The organism is Pseudomonas rhodesiae (assembly GCF_013285305.1).
GTDB classification, from domain to species: Bacteria; Pseudomonadota; Gammaproteobacteria; order Pseudomonadales; family Pseudomonadaceae; genus Aquipseudomonas; species Aquipseudomonas rhodesiae.
The window spans coordinates 1,124,575-1,140,116 of the sequence record NZ_CP054205.1 but is presented as its reverse complement, the minus strand read 5'-3'; the positions used below and the strand labels follow the sequence as shown (position 1 = coordinate 1,140,116).

The 15,542-nt window shown below is 60.3% G+C and carries 13 protein-coding genes; 11 read left to right on the top strand and 2 right to left on the bottom strand.

The window, feature by feature from the left end; all coding sequences use genetic code 11:
• Positions 1 to 339: 339 nt before the first annotated feature.
• The 7 genes from HRH33_RS05015 (at position 340) to HRH33_RS04985 (ending at position 9,090) form a co-directional block, all read left to right on the top strand.
• Positions 340 to 1,884 carry an ABC transporter substrate-binding protein gene (locus HRH33_RS05015; protein WP_425326819.1) on the top strand — a complete coding sequence of 515 codons (1,545 nt, stop codon included), beginning with the start codon at positions 340 to 342 and terminating at the stop codon, positions 1,882 to 1,884.
• Between the two features lie 170 nt (positions 1,885 to 2,054).
• Positions 2,055 to 3,452, top strand: coding sequence for an OprD family outer membrane porin (locus HRH33_RS05010; RefSeq protein ID WP_173603371.1), 1,398 nt, complete (start codon positions 2,055 to 2,057; stop codon positions 3,450 to 3,452).
• Positions 3,453 to 3,532: 80 nt separating this feature from the next.
• Complete coding sequence (locus tag HRH33_RS05005) at positions 3,533 to 5,131, top strand: ABC transporter substrate-binding protein (protein WP_034136955.1); 1,599 nt, start codon at positions 3,533 to 3,535, stop codon at positions 5,129 to 5,131.
• 76 nt (positions 5,132 to 5,207) lie between these two features.
• Positions 5,208 to 6,218 (top strand): ABC transporter permease subunit, encoded by a 1,011-nt coding sequence (locus HRH33_RS05000; RefSeq protein ID WP_025856266.1) that lies wholly within the window; start codon positions 5,208 to 5,210, stop codon positions 6,216 to 6,218.
• A gap of 10 nt (positions 6,219 to 6,228) precedes the next feature.
• Positions 6,229 to 7,140 carry an ABC transporter permease subunit gene (locus HRH33_RS04995; protein WP_003188486.1) on the top strand — a complete coding sequence of 304 codons (912 nt, stop codon included), beginning with the start codon at positions 6,229 to 6,231 and terminating at the stop codon, positions 7,138 to 7,140.
• 10 nt (positions 7,141 to 7,150) lie between these two features.
• Positions 7,151 to 8,119, top strand: a complete 969-nt coding sequence (locus tag HRH33_RS04990) for an ABC transporter ATP-binding protein (RefSeq protein ID WP_034136954.1) — start codon at positions 7,151 to 7,153, stop codon at positions 8,117 to 8,119.
• Positions 8,119 to 9,090 carry a peptide ABC transporter ATP-binding protein gene (locus HRH33_RS04985; protein ID WP_034095859.1) on the top strand — a complete coding sequence of 324 codons (972 nt, stop codon included), beginning with the start codon at positions 8,119 to 8,121 and terminating at the stop codon, positions 9,088 to 9,090. The genes HRH33_RS04990 and HRH33_RS04985 overlap by 1 nt, the downstream gene beginning before the upstream one ends.
• A 90-nt stretch (positions 9,091 to 9,180) precedes the next feature.
• On the opposite strand, the gene HRH33_RS04980 is transcribed toward HRH33_RS04985, so the two are convergent.
• Both HRH33_RS04980 and HRH33_RS04975 read right to left on the bottom strand, forming a co-directional pair.
• The gene (locus HRH33_RS04980) at positions 9,181 to 9,426 is read right to left on the bottom strand and encodes a hypothetical protein (RefSeq protein ID WP_167417315.1); all 246 of its coding nucleotides are present in this window, start codon (positions 9,424 to 9,426) and stop codon (positions 9,181 to 9,183) included.
• A gap of 749 nt (positions 9,427 to 10,175) precedes the next feature.
• Positions 10,176 to 11,759 (bottom strand): peptide chain release factor 3, encoded by a 1,584-nt coding sequence (locus HRH33_RS04975; RefSeq protein ID WP_034111736.1) that lies wholly within the window; start codon positions 11,757 to 11,759, stop codon positions 10,176 to 10,178.
• A gap of 296 nt (positions 11,760 to 12,055) precedes the next feature.
• Between HRH33_RS04975 and HRH33_RS04970 the strand changes: the two genes are divergently transcribed.
• The 4 genes from HRH33_RS04970 to HRH33_RS04955 are packed head-to-tail and all read left to right on the top strand — an operon-like array spanning position 12,056 to position 15,542.
• Complete coding sequence (locus HRH33_RS04970) at positions 12,056 to 12,808, top strand: ABC transporter permease (protein ID WP_232925194.1); 753 nt, start codon at positions 12,056 to 12,058, stop codon at positions 12,806 to 12,808.
• Between the two features lie 20 nt (positions 12,809 to 12,828).
• Positions 12,829 to 13,722 (top strand): glycine betaine ABC transporter substrate-binding protein, encoded by an 894-nt coding sequence (locus tag HRH33_RS04965; RefSeq protein ID WP_167417316.1) that lies wholly within the window; start codon positions 12,829 to 12,831, stop codon positions 13,720 to 13,722.
• 12 nt (positions 13,723 to 13,734) lie between these two features.
• On the top strand, positions 13,735 to 14,388 hold the full coding sequence (locus tag HRH33_RS04960) for an ABC transporter permease (protein WP_005784720.1): 654 nt from the start codon (positions 13,735 to 13,737) through the stop codon (positions 14,386 to 14,388).
• Positions 14,385 to 15,542, top strand: a complete 1,158-nt coding sequence (locus HRH33_RS04955) for an osmoprotectant ABC transporter ATP-binding protein OsmV (protein WP_003171711.1) — start codon at positions 14,385 to 14,387, stop codon at positions 15,540 to 15,542. The genes HRH33_RS04960 and HRH33_RS04955 overlap by 4 nt, the downstream gene beginning before the upstream one ends.

Sequence of the window (15,542 nt, the reverse complement as noted above, 5' to 3'; positions counted from 1 at the left end):
ACGTCGCCGTTATTGCATCCGCCAGACCAGTAGGAAACAGACCACGCCCGCATCCGTTGCGTCCTACAGCAACGAACTGCGGTCCGCGACTCCGTTGCCTACAAGGTCAATCCGATTTGGCGCATTTACTGCGAACTCCGCGACCCATAACGTCGTAGGACAGCAGCGGTAGCCATATGGGAAAGGCACTTGCTGTGCGTGGGATCAGTGATGTCTCCCAGTCCGAAAGGCTGGGCGGTTGCTCGCTGATGACAACTACAAACAAGGATCGGGATCGTCATGCGCCATACCACCGTTCTATCCGCAATTTTTGGCACCAGCCTGCTGGCTGTGGCCACGATGGGCCAAGCCGCCGACAAGAAGAGCCTGGTGTTCTGCTCCGAAGGCAGCCCCGCAGGGTTCGATACAGCGCAGTACACCACCGCCACCGACAACGACGTGGCCGAGCCGCTGTACAACCGCTTGGTCGAGTTCGAGAAAGGCGCGACCAACGTAATACCTGGGTTGGCGACCAAGTGGGATATTTCAGAAGATGGCCTGACCTACACCTTCCATCTGCGTGAAGGGGTGAAATTCCACAGCAACAAGGAATTCAAGCCGACGCGGGACTTCAATGCCGACGACGTGCTGTTCACCTTCAACCGCATGCTTGACCCGGATCATCCGTTCCGCAAGGCCTACCCCACCGAGTTTCCGTACTTCAACGGGATGAGCCTGAACAAGAACATCGCCAAGGTCGAGAAAACCGACCCGTATACCGTGGTGATGACCCTGAACACGGTGGACGCCGCGTTCGTGCAAAACATCGCCATGAGCTTCGCCGCGATTCTGTCAGCCGAATACGCCGAGCAATTGCTCAAGGAAGGCAAGCCCAGCGACATCAACCAGAAGCCGATCGGCACCGGGCCGTTCGTATTCCAGCGTTACCAGAAAGACTCGCAGATCCGTTACGTGGCCAACAAACAATACTGGGACCCGAGCCGCGTGAAGCTCGACCAGTTGATTTTCGCCATCAACACCGATGCCTCGGTGCGCGTGCAAAAACTCAAGGCAGGCGAATGCCAGGTGACCCTGCACCCGCGTCCGGCGGACGTCGATGCGCTCAAGGCCGACCCGAACCTGCAACTGCTGACCAAACCGGGTTTCAACCTCGGTTACATCGCCTACAACGTGCGTCACAAGCCCTTCGACCAGCTTGAAGTGCGCCAGGCGCTGGACATGGCGGTGAACAAGCAAAGCATCCTCAATGCCGTGTACCAGGGCGCCGGGCAGCTGGCGGTCAACGCCATGCCGCCGACACAATGGTCCTACGACGAAACCATCAAAGATGCCGCCTACAACCCGGAAAAAGCCAAGGAACTGCTCAAGGCCGCCGGCGTGAAGGAAGGCACCGAGATCACCCTGTGGGCGATGCCGGTGCAACGGCCGTACAACCCCAACGCCAAGCTGATGGCCGAGATGCTGCAAAGCGACTGGGCCAAGATCGGCCTCAAGGTCAAGATCGTCAGCTACGAGTGGGGCGAATACATCAAGCGCACCAAGAACGGTGAGCACGATGTCAGCCTGATCGGCTGGACCGGCGACAACGGTGACCCGGACAACTGGCTGGGCACCCTCTACAGCTGCGACGCCATCGGTGGGAACAACTACTCGATGTGGTGTGACCCGGCGTACGACAAGCTGATCAAGCAAGCCAAGGTCGTAACCGACCGTGAACAAAGGACTGTTCTATACAAACAGGCGCAGCAACTGCTCAAGCAGCAGGTGCCGATCACGCCCGTCGCCCACTCGACGGTCAACCAGCCGTTAAGCGTCAAAGTCGAAGGGTTCAAAGTCAGCCCCTTCGGCCGCAACGTGTTCTCGGGCGTCAGTATTACCCCATAAGAAAATAACCGGATTGCGCAGGGCGAAGGCTGCCCTGCTGCAAACGTGCAGCCTTTTATTGGGATTTTTCCTACGGCAAACGTTTGCAACAGCTTGAACGAGTTACACACCAATAGCCGGTTCACCTAAAAAGACCGGCATAAAAAAAGAGAACCAAAGGAGCTCCACCCATGAAACTGAGCAGCAAAGTGCTTCTGGCTATGGCCATCAGCAGCATCACGGCCACCGCCTACGCAGAACCGGCCAGCCAGGAATTCGTTCCGACGACATTGGCCGGCACCAGCGCGCAAAGCGAAGCCAAAGGCTTTATCGAAGATTTCAGCCTGGGCGGCACCACGCGTAACTGGTACTCCCATGAAAGCAAATACCGTGGCGGCACCTTCTCATACGAGAAACACGGCGAAACTCTCACCGACCGCAACCGTACCAACTGGGTGCAGGGCACTATCCTTAACGCAAGCTCGGGGTTCACCCAGGGCACTGTAGGTGTCAAGACAGAAGTAGCGGTTTACAACGCGCTGGTCTTGGACCGCAGCAAGCGTGACATCAAAGGCGGCTCCAACCGCACCCTGGCCGACTCCGACGGCAACGCCGTAGATCAGTGGAGCAAACTGGGCCTGGCCAACGTGCAATTCCGCGTGTCCAACACCACTCTGACCGCAGGTCGCCAGAACTTCAGCAGCGGCATCGTCGACACCATCGGCAACCGTGCACTGCCTTCAAGCTTCGAAGGTGTGAGCTTCAATAGCGAAGAGTTCAGCAACCTGTCGTTCCAGGGCGGTATCTTCGATCGCGTTTCGCCACGTACCGAACAAAGCCTGTCGAAATTCCGTAGCGAATACGGCAACGGCACCCAGGAAACCGACAAGGTATCGACCCTGGGCGTGAACTACCAGCCGCTGAAAAGCCTGAAAACCAGCTTCTTCGCCGCCAACGTGAAGGACTTCTGGAACCAGTACTACTTCGGTGCAACCCACGAATTGGGCGACACTTCGCAACTGGGGCTGACTACCGGCTTCAACTACTACAAGACTGTCGACGAAGGCAAAAAAGAGATGGGGGAAATCGACAACGATACCTTCTCCCTGTCCCTGGGCCTGACTCACCAGGCACACAGCCTGACCTTCGCTTACCAGCAAGTGAACGGTAACGAGTACTTCGACTACCTGCACGAAACCAACGGCATCTACCTGGCCAACTCCCTGACCTCGGACTTCAACGGCCCGAACGAGAAGTCTTTCCAGGTCGCCTACGCCATCAACATGGCGGAGTACGGTGTACCAGGCTTGAAATTCAACGCCTACTCGGCTCGCGGCTGGGGTATCGACGGTACTCACTACACCGGCAACAACGGCCGGGCCAAGTTCGCCTACGACGGCATCCAGTCCCAAGACGGCGAGAAGCATCAGGAATACGGTGTAGGCGCCTCTTACGCCCTGCAAAGCGGCCCCCTCAAAGCCACTACCGTACGCGCGACTTATGTAGAGCACCGTGGCAGCGAGTTCCAGGCGGACGGCAGCATCAAAGAGTTCCGTCTGGTCACCACCATCCCATTCAACATTCTTTAATTAGCACCAGGCAGACGGCAGGCTCAGGAAGAGCCTGCCGTCTACGCTTGTCTGGTCCCATCGATTGCAGAGGGCTCTGAATGAAAATGCTCCCGCTACAAGCTGCCGTTGCCGCCGCGCTATTGAGCGCAGCTATCGGCGTATCGGCCAAACCCCTGGTGGTCTGCACCGAAGCCAGCCCGGAGGGTTTTGACCCGGTCCTGTACACCACCGCCGTCACCGCGGACGCCGCGGCCGAAACCGTGTTCAACCGTCTGGTGGATTTCAAGCCCGGTACTACCGAAGTGGTTCCCGCGCTGGCCAAGGACCTGCCGGAAATCAGCGCCGATGGCCTGACCTACACCTTTCACCTGCGTGAAGACATCAAGTTCCACACCACCGATTACTTCAAACCCACGCGCAACCTGAATGCCGACGACGTGCTCTGGAGCTTCAAACGCCAGCTGGACCCGAATCACCCGTGGCATAACAAGTCCACCGTGGGCTACCCGTACTTCGAGAGCATGGGCTTCAAAGAACTGCTCAAGAGCGTAGAGAAAACCGACGATCACACCGTCGTCTTTACCCTGACCCGTCCTGAAGCACCATTCCTGGCCGACCTGGCCATGGCGTTCTCCTCGATTCACTCCGCCGAATACGCCGACCAGTTGCTCAAGTCCGGCAAGACCGATGAGCTGAACAGCAAGCCGATCGGCACCGGCCCGTTCATCTTCACCCGCTACGCCAAGGACGCCCAAGTGCGCTTCAAGGCCAACCCGGAGTACTTCCGTGGCAAGCCGCCGGCCGATCCGCTGATCCTGGCGATCACCACCGACAACAACGTGCGCCTGCAAAAGCTCAAGGCCAACGAATGTCAGATCGCGCTGTATCCCAAGCCCGACGACGTGCCGAGCGTGAAGGCCGACCCAAACCTGAAAGTGGCGGAATTGGCGGCGATGACCACCGCGTACACCGCCCTGAACACCACCCACAAGTACATGAGCGACGCGCGGGTGCGCCACGCGATCAATATCGCGTTCGACAAGAAAGGCTACAACGAATCCCTCTATGGCAAAGGCAACGCCATCGACGCCACCGGCCCGTATCCACCAACCCTGCTGGGCTTCAACAATAAGTTGAAGAACCCTGAGCGCGACCTGGACAAGGCCCGCGCCCTGCTCAAGGAAGCTGGCGTACCGGAAGGCACCGAGTTCACCCTGTTCACCCGTAACGGCGGCGGCCCGACCAACCCCAACCCGATGCTCGGCGCCCAGCGCATGCAGGCGGACCTGGCGCAGATCGGCCTGAAAGTGAACATCAAAGTCATGGAATGGGGCGAGATGCTCAAGCGCGCCAAGGCCGGCGAGCATGACATGGTGTCCGCGGGCTGGGCCGGCGATAACGGCGACCCGGATAACTTCCTCACGCCGAACCTGAGTTGCGATGCTGCGAAAAACGGCGAAAACTACGCCCGCTGGTGTAACAAAGAGTTTCAGGCTTTGATCGACAAGGCCCGCGCTGACGCTGAACCCGCTGAGCGCGCCGCACTCTATGAACAAGCCCTGGATGTTTTCGAGAAAGACCAACCATGGATTCCCATGGCCTACCCGAAAATGTTTACCGCCATGCGCAAGAACGTCGAAGGCTTTACCCAAAGCCCTCTGACGACTAATAACTTCGCCACCACCCAGGTGAAGTAAATAAGAAAAACGCTCGGCACCGTCGACATGGGCGGTGCCGAACCTGCCTAACCGGCTGATTGAGGTACACCACAAGATGTTTAGTTTTATTGCCCGCCGACTGGGGTTATTGATCCCCACGTTCTTCGGCATCACGTTGCTGACGTTTGCGTTGATACGCATGATTCCCGGCGACCCCGTAGAAGTCATGATGGGCGAACGCCGCGTCGACCCCGAGATGCACGCACAGGCAATGGAACGCCTTGGCCTTAACAAGCCGCTGTATGCGCAATACCTGGACTATGTCGGCAAGCTCGCCCAGGGCGATCTTGGTGAGTCCCTGCGCACCCGTACCAGCGTGTGGACCGAGTTCACCGCACTCTTCCCCGCGACCCTGGAACTGTCCATGGCCGCCCTGTTGTTCGCCGGTATCCTGGGCCTGTTGGCCGGGGTGATCGCGGCACTCAAGCGAGGATCCCTGTTCGACCACGGGGTGATGGGCATCTCCCTGGCGGGCTATTCGATGCCGATCTTCTGGTGGGGCCTGATCCTGATCATGTTCTTCTCGGTGAGCCTGGGCTGGACCCCGGTTTCCGGGCGCATCGACCTGCTCTACGACATCGAGCCGCGCACCGGCTTCATGCTGATCGACACGCTGCTGGCTGACGAGCCGGACGCGTTCTTCGACGCCCTGCACCACCTGATCCTGCCGGCCATCGTGCTCGGCACCATTCCGCTGGCGGTGATCGCGCGGATGACCCGTTCTTCGATGCTCGAAGTGCTGCGCGAAGACTACATCCGCACCGCCAAGGCCAAGGGCCTGTCGCCGACACGCGTGGTGTTCGTGCACGGCCTGCGCAACGCGCTGATCCCGGTCTTGACCGTAGTGGGCCTGCAAGTCGGCACCCTGCTGGCCGGCGCTGTGCTGACCGAAACCATCTTCTCCTGGCCCGGCATCGGCAAATGGCTGATCGAAGCCATTGGCGCGCGGGACTACCCAGTGGTGCAGAACGGCATTCTGCTGATCGCCTGCCTGGTGATCCTGGTGAACTTCGTGGTGGATATCCTCTACGGCTTCGCCAACCCACGCATCCGTCACCAGCGCTGAGATCATGACCATGACCACACCTACTCAAGTGTCAGCAGTCGATCAAAGCCTGCTGTACCCGTCCCCGTACAAAGAATTCTGGCAAGCCTTTTCCAAGAACAAAGGCGCGGTTGCCGGCCTGCTGTTTATGTTGCTGATCGTGTTCTGCGCGATATTCGCCCCGTGGGTCGCGCCGCATAACCCCAGCGAGCAATACCGCGACTTCCTGCTCACCCCGCCGGCGTGGCTGGAAGGCGGGCAGATGCAGTTTCTGTTGGGCACCGACGAACTGGGCCGTGACCTGCTCTCGCGCCTGATCCAGGGTTCGCGCCTGTCGCTGCTGATCGGTTTGTCGTCGGTGGTGATGTCGCTGATCCCGGGCATCCTGCTGGGTCTGTTCGCCGGGTTCTTCCCGCGTCTGCTGGGCCCGACCATCATGCGCCTGATGGACATCATGCTTGCCCTGCCGTCGCTGCTGCTGGCCGTGGCCATCGTCGCCATCCTCGGCCCTGGCCTGATCAACACCGTGATCGCTATCGCCATCGTGTCGCTGCCGTCCTACGTGCGTCTGACCCGCGCCGCGGTGATGGGCGAGTTGAACCGTGACTACGTGACCGCCGCGCGCCTGGCCGGTGCCGGCCTGCCGCGCCTGATGTTCATCACCGTGCTGCCCAACTGCATGGCGCCGCTGATCGTGCAGGCCACCTTGAGTTTCTCCTCGGCGATCCTCGATGCCGCGGCCCTGGGCTTCCTCGGCCTTGGCGTACAACCGCCGACCCCGGAGTGGGGCACCATGCTGGCTTCGGCCCGTGACTACATCGAACGCGCCTGGTGGGTGGTGAGCCTGCCTGGTTTGACCATTTTGCTCAGCGTGCTGGCAATCAACTTGATGGGCGACGGCCTGCGCGATGCGCTGGACCCGAAACTCAAGAACGCCGCCTGAGGAGATTCCCATGTCACTGTTAGAAATCAAGAATCTCAACGTACGCTTCGGCGACGCAACCGCCGTGCCGGTGGTCGACGGCCTCGACCTGTCCGTGGACAAGGGCGAAGTACTGGCCATCGTGGGCGAGTCGGGTTCGGGGAAATCCGTGACCATGATGGCGCTGATGGGCCTGATCGAGCACCCCGGTATCGTCACCGCCGATGCGCTGACCTTCGACGGCAAGGACATGCTCAAGCTGAGCAACCGTCAACGTCGCCAGATCGTCGGCAAAGACCTGGCCATGGTGTTCCAGGACCCGATGACCGCGCTGAACCCCAGCTACACCGTGGGTTTCCAGATTGAAGAAGTGCTGCGCCTGCACCTGAAAATGTCCGGCAAACAGGCACGCAAACGCGCGATCGAATTGTTGGAAAAAGTTGAGATCCCAGGCGCCGCCAGCCGAATGGACGCCTATCCGCACCAACTGTCCGGCGGTATGAGCCAGCGCGTAGCCATCGCCATGGCAATTGCCGGCGAGCCGAAACTGCTGATCGCCGACGAACCGACCACCGCGTTGGACGTGACCATCCAGGCGCAGATCATGGACCTGCTGCTGGCCCTGCAAAAAGAGCAGAACATGGGCCTGGTGCTGATCACCCACGACCTCGCCGTGGTGGCCGAAACCGCCCAGCGCGTGTGCGTGATGTACGCCGGCCAGGCCGTGGAAGTCGGCCAGGTGCCGCAACTGTTTGATATTCCCGCGCACCCTTATAGCGAAGCGCTGCTCAAGGCGATCCCCGAGCACAGCCTGGGCGCCACCCGCCTGGCCACGTTGCCTGGCATCGTGCCCGGCCGCTACGATCGCCCGCAGGGTTGCCTGCTGTCGCCGCGATGCCCGTATGTGCAGGAATCCTGCCGTGCCCAGCGCCCGGGCCTCGATCCCAAAACCAACAGCCTCGCGCGCTGCTTCTACCCCTTGAACCAGGAGGTGGCGTAATGGCCGTCGTTCTTACCGCCCGCGACCTGACCCGTCACTACGAAGTGTCCCGTGGCCTGTTCAAGGGCCACGCCACCGTGCGGGCCCTCAATGGTGTGTCCTTCGAGCTGGAAGCCGGCAAGACCCTCGCCGTGGTCGGCGAGTCGGGTTGCGGCAAGTCCACCCTCGCCCGCGCACTCACGCTGATTGAAGAGCCGTCTTCGGGCTCGCTGAAAATCGCCGGCCAGGAAGTCGCCGGTGCCGACAAGGCCCAGCGCAAGCAATTGCGCAAAGACGTGCAGATGGTGTTCCAAAGCCCTTACGCCTCGTTGAACCCACGGCAGAAAGTCGGCGATCAACTGGGCGAACCGCTGCTGATCAACACCAACCTGTCCGCCGCCGAACGCCGCGAGAAAGTGCAGGCGATGATGAAGCAAGTGGGCCTGCGCCCCGAGCATTATCAGCGCTACCCGCACATGTTCTCCGGCGGCCAGCGCCAGCGGATTGCACTGGCTCGGGCGATGATGCTGCAACCCAAAGTGCTGGTGGCGGATGAGCCGACCTCGGCGCTCGACGTGTCGATCCAGGCTCAGGTGCTCAACCTGTTCATGGATCTGCAGCAGGAATTCAATACGGCCTACGTGTTCATTTCCCACAACCTGGCGGTGGTGCAACACGTTGCCGACGATGTGATGGTGATGTACCTCGGTCGCCCGGTGGAAGTCGGTCCGAAGGAAGACATCTACGCGCGCCCGCTGCATCCCTACACCCAGGCGCTGCTGTCGGCCACGCCGACCATTCATCCGGATCCGAACAAACCGAAGATCAAAATCGTCGGCGAGTTGCCCAACCCCTTGAACCCGCCACCGGGTTGCGCGTTCCACAAGCGCTGCCCGTACGCCACCGAGCGTTGCAGCACCGAGGAGCCGCAATTGCGAGCGTTGGATAACCGTCAGGTGGCTTGCCACTACGCGGAACAATTCGTCGCCTGAGCGCGCCGGACCGATCAGTAGCAGAGTTTCACAGCCCTTCCCATCAGGTTGCGCATCAGCCTGGCGGGAGGGGCTTTCTTTTTGCGGCGGCTATTTGTTGCCATCGTCATAGGTTTCGCTGTCTTCCCCTTCGTTGTAGGGGTTTTCTGCGTCCTCTTTCGGAGCCGGTTGGGCCTGGGGTTGCCAGCTGCCGGAATTGACCTCTTTCTGCTTTTTCTTGGTGACCGGGCCGGTGTCTTTCCACTGAGGCGTGCCTGCGTCAGCCAGTGCCGGGAGGGTCGTCAGCCACAGGCAGGCCAGCAACAGCAGGGATATGGCGCATTGAGCCTTTCGCACGGTGGTCTCCTTGGCAGTCGGTGGTTAAACGCTAGACCGGATGCCGGATTCTCGCCAATCTAACGCCTGGTGGAGAAAAATGTGGGAGAGGGCTTGCCCCCGATGACTGTGTGTCAGCCAGTACATTCAGGGCTGACACACTGCTATCGGGGGCAAGCCCCCTCCCACATCTGGGCCAAGATGTGCTGGCAAATTCGCTACAATTTGGCCCGCTAGCTAATAGCCAATTTCCGCCTAACCAAGTTCCGGTTAGACACAACGCGGTAAAAAAAGTGGGAGGGGGCTTGCCCCCGATGGCTGTGTGTCAGCTAGCACATTCAGGGCTGACACACTGCTATCGGGGGCAAGCCCCCTCCCACATCTGGGCCAAGATGTGCTGGCAAATTCGCTACAATTTGGCCCGCTAGCTAATAGCCAATTTCCGCCTAACCAAGTTCCGGTTAGACACAACGCGGTAAAAAAAGTGGGAGGGGCTTGCCCCCGATGGCTGTGTGTCAGCCAGTACATTCAGGGCTGACACACTGCCATCGGGAGCAAGCCCCCTCCCACATCTGGGCCAAGATGTGCTGGCAAATTCGCTACAATTTGGCCCGCTAGCTAATAGCCAATTTCCGCCTAACCAAAGTTCCGGTTAGACACAACGCGGTAAAAAAAGTGGGAGGGGGCTTGCCCCCGATGGCTGTGTGTCAGCCAGTACATTCAGGGCTGACACACTGCTATCGGGGGGTAAGCCCCCTCCCAGATGTTGTTTAGTGGTGCTCGCGGGTCGCGCGGAATTTCACGTCCGGCCAGCGCTCTTCCATCAGCGCCAGGTTGACGCGGGTCGGGGCCAGGTAGGTCAGGTGCCCGCCGCCGTCGAGCGCGAGGTTTTCCACGGCTTTGTTGGAGAACTCTTCCAGCTTTTTCTTATCGGCGCATTCGATCCAGCGCGCGGAGTACACGGTGATCGGCTCGTAGGAGCATTCGACCTTGTATTCCTCTTTCAAGCGGCTGGCGACCACATCGAACTGCAGCACACCCACGGCGCCCAGGATGATGTCGTTGCTGCGCTCGGGGAAGAACACCTGGGTGGCGCCCTCTTCCGCCAGTTGCTGCAAGCCTTGGCGCAATTGCTTGGATTTGAGCGGATCGCGCAGGCGCACGCGGCGGAACAGTTCCGGGGCGAAGTGCGGGATACCGGTAAAGCCCAGCGCTTCGCCTTCGGTGAAGGTGTCGCCGATCTGGATGGTGCCGTGGTTGTGCAGGCCGATGATGTCGCCGGCGTAGGCTTCTTCGAGCTGTTCACGCTCGGAGGAGAAGAACGTCAGGGCGTCGCCGATGCGCACGTCCTTGCCGGTGCGCACGTGGCGCATCTTCATGCCTTTTTCGTATTTGCCGGAGCAGATGCGCATGAACGCGATACGGTCGCGGTGCTTGGGGTCCATGTTCGCCTGGATCTTGAACACGAAGCCGGTGAACTTCTCTTCCACCGGTTCCACGGTACGTTCGTTGGCCACCCGTGGCAGCGGGCGCGGGGCCCAGTCCACCACGGCGTCGAGCACATGGTCGACGCCGAAGTTGCCCAGGGCGGTCCCGAAGAACACTGGGGTCAGCTGGCCGTCGAGGAATTCCTGTTGGTTGAATTCATGGCAGGCGCCCTGCACCAGCTCCAACTGATCGACGAAGCGGTCGTACTCGTCACCCAGGTGGGCGCGGGCTTCGTCGGAGTCGAGTTTTTCGATGATCTTGGTTTCGGTGCGTTCATGCCCGTGGCCGGCGGTGTAGACGATGATGTAATCATCGGCCAGGTGGTACACGCCTTTGAAGTCGCGGTAGCAACCAATCGGCCAGGTGATCGGCGCGGCCTTGATCTTCAATACGGCTTCGATTTCGTCGAGCAGCTCGATCGGGTCGCGGATATCGCGGTCGAGTTTGTTGATAAAGCTGACGATGGGCGTATCGCGCAGACGGCACACGTCCATCAGCGCGATGGTGCGCGGCTCGACGCCCTTACCGCCGTCCAACACCATCAACGCCGAGTCCACCGCGGTCAGGGTGCGGTAAGTGTCTTCGGAGAAGTCTTCGTGCCCCGGGGTGTCGAGCAGGTTGACCATGTGATCGCGATACGGGAACTGCATGACCGACGTGGTAATGGAGATACCCCGTTGTTTTTCCATTTCCATCCAGTCGGAGGTGGCATGGCGGTCGGATTTGCGGGATTTCACCGTGCCGGCCACTGCGATTGCCTTGCCCATCAGCAAGAGCTTCTCGGTGATGGTGGTTTTACCGGCATCGGGGTGGGAAATAATGGCGAAAGTGCGGCGTTTCGCGACTTCGGCGGCCTGGTGGGTCATGGGAGATCGCCTGGCAGGTGAGTCAAAAAAGGGCGGCGAGTATAGCGCAAACCCAAGGTGACGGACCACCGTTCACCCGATCAGGGGTGGCTAAATGGTGCCAAGTGTGGAACCTTTTAAAAGGTAGAGACGTCCACTCCCCTGCTATCGCACTCGTAACAGGGGCTGAAAAATCAGCAAGTTAGCCTGACGAGGCTGCGCTTATGGTTCGAACTCATGCCGCTTTTGACGGCATTGGCGAGCTGCATTTCGCGTTCACTTTTCGCTGACAGCCAGCCATGGCATGCCACGCAGGAATGTGTTCGTCGACAGAAGAAAAAAGGAGTCCGCCTGTGGCTATTCGCTATGGCAAAGGGCTGATAGGAGGCGCGGTTGTCGTCGCGCTCCTGGCCCTGCTGATCCACTGGATCGGCATCAACACGATCGAGTTGTACCGCGACGATTTGTTGTTTTACCTGCAAGCTCACTTAGTTCTCGTTCTAGTCTCCATGCTGGCGGCCCTCGTTGTGGGCATCCCCGCCGGTATCCTGCTCAGTCGACCGCACATGGTCGGGCGCGCAGAACGCTTCATGCAAATCTTCAACATCGGTAATACCGTCCCTCCCCTGGCCGTACTGGCCATCGCCCTCGGCGTCCTCGGCATCGGCAGCGGCCCGGCCATCTTCGCGCTGTTCCTCGCCTCCCTCCTGCCTATCGTGCGCAACACCTACGAAGGCCTGAAAAACGTTCAAGGCTCGCTCAAAGAAGCCGCCACCGGCATCGGCATGACCCCGCGCCAGGTGCTGTTTCGCGTGGAGTTGCCCAATGCCGTGCCGATCATCATCGGCGGCGTGCGCGTGGCGCTGGCGATCAATGTGGGCACCGCGCCCCTGGCGTTTCTGATCGGCGCCAACAGCCTGGGCAGTCTGATCTTCCCCGGCATCGCCCTGAACAATCAGCCGCAACTGTTGCTCGGCGCCGCATGCACGGCACTGCTGGCCTTGTTGCTGGACGGCCTGGTGACCATGGCCAGCCGCCTCTGGCTGGAACGCGGGTTGCGTCCGTCTTAAGGCTTGGCAAAGGAATTCACATGAAAAAGCTGACACTGATATTGAGCTGCGTCCTGCTGTGCGCAGGGTTTGCACAAGCCGCGGAAAAACCGGTAATCCGCATCGGCGCCAGGGTGTTCACCGAACAGACCCTGCTCGCCGAGATCACCTCCCAATACTTGCGCACCAAGGGCTATGCCCCTCAAGTGACCGGCGGCCTTGGCAGCAACCTGGCGCGTAGTGCCCAGGAAAGCGGGCAACTGGACCTGTTATGGGAATACACCGGTGTGTCGCTGGTGGCCTACAACCACATCGACGAGAAACTCGACAGCGAACAGTCCTACGCTCGGGTCAAAGAACTCGACGCGAAAAAGGGCCTGGTCTGGCTGGCACCGTCGCGCTTCAGCAACACCTATGCCCTGGCGTTGCCGCAGAAGGTCGCGCAGGAACATCCCGAGATCAACAGCATCAGCGACCTCACCCAGGCGATGGCGGAAAACACCCGGGAACATCGCCTGGTCGCGCTGGACACCGAGTTCGCCAATCGCTCCGACGGTCTGGCCGGCATGGTCAAGTTGTATGAGATGAACCTGACCCGCGCAAACACCCGGCAAATGGACGCTGGCCTGGTCTACACCGCGCTGCGCAATAGCCAAGTGTTCGCCGGCCTGGTCTACACCACCGACGGTCGCTTGAACGCCTTCAAATTAAAACTGCTGGCGGACGACGAGCATTACTTCCCGGACTACACCGCCGCGCCGGTAGTGCGCCAGGCCTACCTGGACGCGCACCCGCAACTGGCCGCCGACCTCAAGCCGCTGGCCGCGCTGTTCGACGACGAAACCATGCGCCAACTCAACGCGCGGGTCGATGTCGATCACGAAAGCCCGTCCGCCGTGGCCGCTGACTTTCTGCGCCAGCATCCGATCAACTAACGAGGAGAAGACATGGAATTCCTGAACGCCTTTTCCCATCTTGATTGGGCCCAAGTCCTGCACCTGACCTGGCAGCACATCACCCTGGTCGGTATCGCGGTGATCCTGGCGATCTTTATCGGTGTGCCCCTGGGCATCCTGATGACGCGCTTCCCGACGCTGGCCGGCCCGCTGCAAGCCAGCGCCACCGTGTTGCTAACGGTGCCTTCCATCGCCCTGTTCGGCCTGCTGTTGCCGTTCTACTCCAAATTCGGTCAGGGCCTGGGGCCGATGCCGGCCATTACCGCCGTGTTCCTCTACTCCCTGCTGCCGATCATGCGTAACACCTACCTGGCCCTCACCGGCGTGGAGCCGGGCATTCGCGAAGCCGCCAAAGGCATCGGCATGACCTTCGGCCAGCGCCTGCGCATGGTCGAGTTGCCCATCGCGGTGCCAGTGATCCTCGCTGGCGTGCGCACTGCCGTGGTGATGAACATCGGTGTGATGACCATCGCCGCCACCATCGGCGCCGGTGGCTTGGGTGTACTGATTCTGGCCTCCATCAGCCGCAGCGATATGTCGATGCTGATCGTCGGTGCCGTACTGGTCAGCCTGCTGGCCATCTTCGCCGACCTGCTTCTGCAATGGCTGCAACGCTCGCTGACTCCAAAAGGATTGCTCAAATGATCGAACTTCAAAACCTGTCCAAGACGTTCCAAAGCAACGGCAAAACCGTCACCGCCGTCAACGATGTCAGCCTGACCGTCAATGAAGGCGAGATCTGTGTATTCCTCGGGCCATCGGGCTGCGGCAAAAGCACCACGCTGAAGATGATCAACCGCCTGATCAAACCCACCTCGGGCAAGATCCTGATCAACGGCGAAGACACCACCGACCTCGACGAAGTGACCCTGCGCCGTAATATCGGCTACGTGATCCAGCAGATCGGCCTGTTCCCTAATATGACCATCGAAGAGAACATCGTGGTCGTGCCGAAACTGCTCGGCTGGGACAAACAGAAATGCCACGACCGCGCCCGCGAGTTGATGAGCATGATCAAGCTGGAGCCCAAGCAGTATCTGCATCGCTATCCGCGTGAATTGTCCGGTGGCCAACAACAGCGGATTGGCGTGATCCGCGCCTTGGCGGCGGATGCGCCGTTGCTGCTGATGGACGAGCCGTTCGGCGCGGTCGACCCGATCAACCGGGAGATGATCCAGAACGAGTTTTTTGAGATGCAGCGGGCGCTGAACAAGACGGTGATCATGGTCAGCCACGACATCGACGAAGCCATCAAGCTGGGCGACAAAATCGCGATTTTCCGCGCCGGCAAGCTGTTGCAGATCGACCACCCGGATACGTTGCTGGCACACCCGGCCGACGAATTCGTCAGCAACTTTGTGGGCCAGGACAGCACCCTCAAGCGCCTGCTGCTGGTCAAGGCCGAAGACGCGGCGGACAACGCCCCGTCGGTGAGCCCGGAAACCCCGGTGGCCGATGCACTGGAACTGATGGACGAGCACGACCGTCGCTACGTGGTGGTGACCTGCGCCGAGAACAAGGCACTGGGCTATGTGCGCCGTCGCGACCTGCACCGTCAGACCGGCACTTGCGGCCAGTACCTGCGTGAGTTCAATGCCACGGCGGCGTATGACGAGCACTTGCGCATCCTGTTGTCGCGCATGTACGAGTTCAATCGCTCGTGGTTGCCAGTGATGGATGCCGAGCGGGTGTTCCTGGGGGAAGTAACGCAAGAGTCGATTGCCGAGTACCTGAGCTCCGGTAAGTCCCGTGGGGGCAAGACCAGCATCGTCTCCCCTGCCGAGACCGCCCTGGCCTGA

Excerpts from the sequence above, each read along its gene's own strand:
- HRH33_RS04995 (WP_003188486.1), top strand. The coding sequence starts at position 6,229 with ATGACCACACCTACTCAAGTGTCAGCAGTCGATCAAAGCCTGCTGTAC.
- HRH33_RS04985 (WP_034095859.1), top strand. The coding sequence starts at position 8,119 with ATGGCCGTCGTTCTTACCGCCCGCGACCTGACCCGTCACTACGAAGTG.
- HRH33_RS04960 (WP_005784720.1), top strand. The coding sequence starts at position 13,735 with ATGGAATTCCTGAACGCCTTTTCCCATCTTGATTGGGCCCAAGTCCTG.
- HRH33_RS05010 (WP_173603371.1), top strand. The coding sequence starts at position 2,055 with ATGAAACTGAGCAGCAAAGTGCTTCTGGCTATGGCCATCAGCAGCATC.
- HRH33_RS04990 (WP_034136954.1), top strand. The coding sequence starts at position 7,151 with ATGTCACTGTTAGAAATCAAGAATCTCAACGTACGCTTCGGCGACGCA.
- HRH33_RS04975 (WP_034111736.1), bottom strand. The coding sequence starts at position 11,759 with ATGACCCACCAGGCCGCCGAAGTCGCGAAACGCCGCACTTTCGCCATT.
- HRH33_RS04955 (WP_003171711.1), top strand. The coding sequence starts at position 14,385 with ATGATCGAACTTCAAAACCTGTCCAAGACGTTCCAAAGCAACGGCAAA.
- HRH33_RS05000 (WP_025856266.1), top strand. The coding sequence starts at position 5,208 with ATGTTTAGTTTTATTGCCCGCCGACTGGGGTTATTGATCCCCACGTTC.
- HRH33_RS05015 (WP_425326819.1), top strand. The coding sequence starts at position 340 with ATGGGCCAAGCCGCCGACAAGAAGAGCCTGGTGTTCTGCTCCGAAGGC.
- HRH33_RS05005 (WP_034136955.1), top strand. The coding sequence starts at position 3,533 with ATGAAAATGCTCCCGCTACAAGCTGCCGTTGCCGCCGCGCTATTGAGC.
- HRH33_RS04965 (WP_167417316.1), top strand. The coding sequence starts at position 12,829 with ATGAAAAAGCTGACACTGATATTGAGCTGCGTCCTGCTGTGCGCAGGG.
- HRH33_RS04970 (WP_232925194.1), top strand. The coding sequence starts at position 12,056 with ATGTGTTCGTCGACAGAAGAAAAAAGGAGTCCGCCTGTGGCTATTCGC.